The sequence below is a fragment of the Arthrobacter sp. P4_H3 genome (assembly GCF_056400885.1).
On sequence record NZ_JBFUKK010000052.1, the window covers coordinates 1 to 879 of the forward strand.

Annotated in this window: 1 pseudogene; it reads left to right on the top strand. The window is 64.2% G+C overall.

The annotated features are described in order from the left end of the window. Positions 1-879: pseudogene (locus AC1DRE_RS25100) on the top strand (pyruvate dehydrogenase (acetyl-transferring), homodimeric type); the annotation flags it as partial.

Consider the following 879-nt stretch of genomic DNA (forward strand, 5'->3'; position numbering starts at 1 on the left):
CACTTCTTCGGGAAGACCCCGCAGACCAAGGAAATGGTCGCGGACCTGACCGATGACCAGATCTGGAACCTCAAGCGCGGCGGCCACGACTACCGCAAGGTCTACGCCGCGTACAAGGCAGCGACCGAATTCAAGGGCAAACCCACCGTGATCCTGGCCAAAACGGTCAAGGGCTACGGACTCGGACCGCACTTCGAAGGCCGCAACGCCACCCACCAGATGAAGAAACTCACCCTCGACGACCTCAAGTCGTTCAGGGACCACCTGCGCATCCCCATCACGGATGAGCAGCTTGAGGGCGATCCGTACCAGCCGCCGTATTTCCACCCGGGAATCGATGCGCCGGAAATCGCGTACATGATGGAGCGCCGCGCCGCCCTTGGCGGTTCCGTCCCGGAACGCCGCAGCAAGCATGCCGCGATTGCGCTTCCGGATGCGAAGTCCTACGAGGTTGCCAAGCGCGGTTCGGGCAAGCAGCAGGCCGCAACGACCATGGCGTTCGTCCGGCTGCTCAAGGACCTCATGCGGGACAAGGAGTTCGGCAAGCACATTGCGCCGATCATCCCCGATGAGGCACGCACGTTCGGCATGGACGCCTTCTTCCCGACGGCGAAGATCTACAACCCCAAGGGCCAGAACTACCTCTCCGTGGACCGGGACCTGGTCCTGGCCTACAAGGAATCCGCCCAGGGCCAGCTGATCCACCCCGGCATCAACGAAGCCGGCGCCGTCGCAGCGTTCACCGCCGCCGGCACCGCCTACGCCACCCACGGCGTGCCGCTGATCCCGGTCTACGTGTTCTACTCCATGTTCGGCTTCCAGCGCACCGGCGACGCCTTCTGGGCCGCCGCGGACCAGATGACCCGAGGCTTCATCATC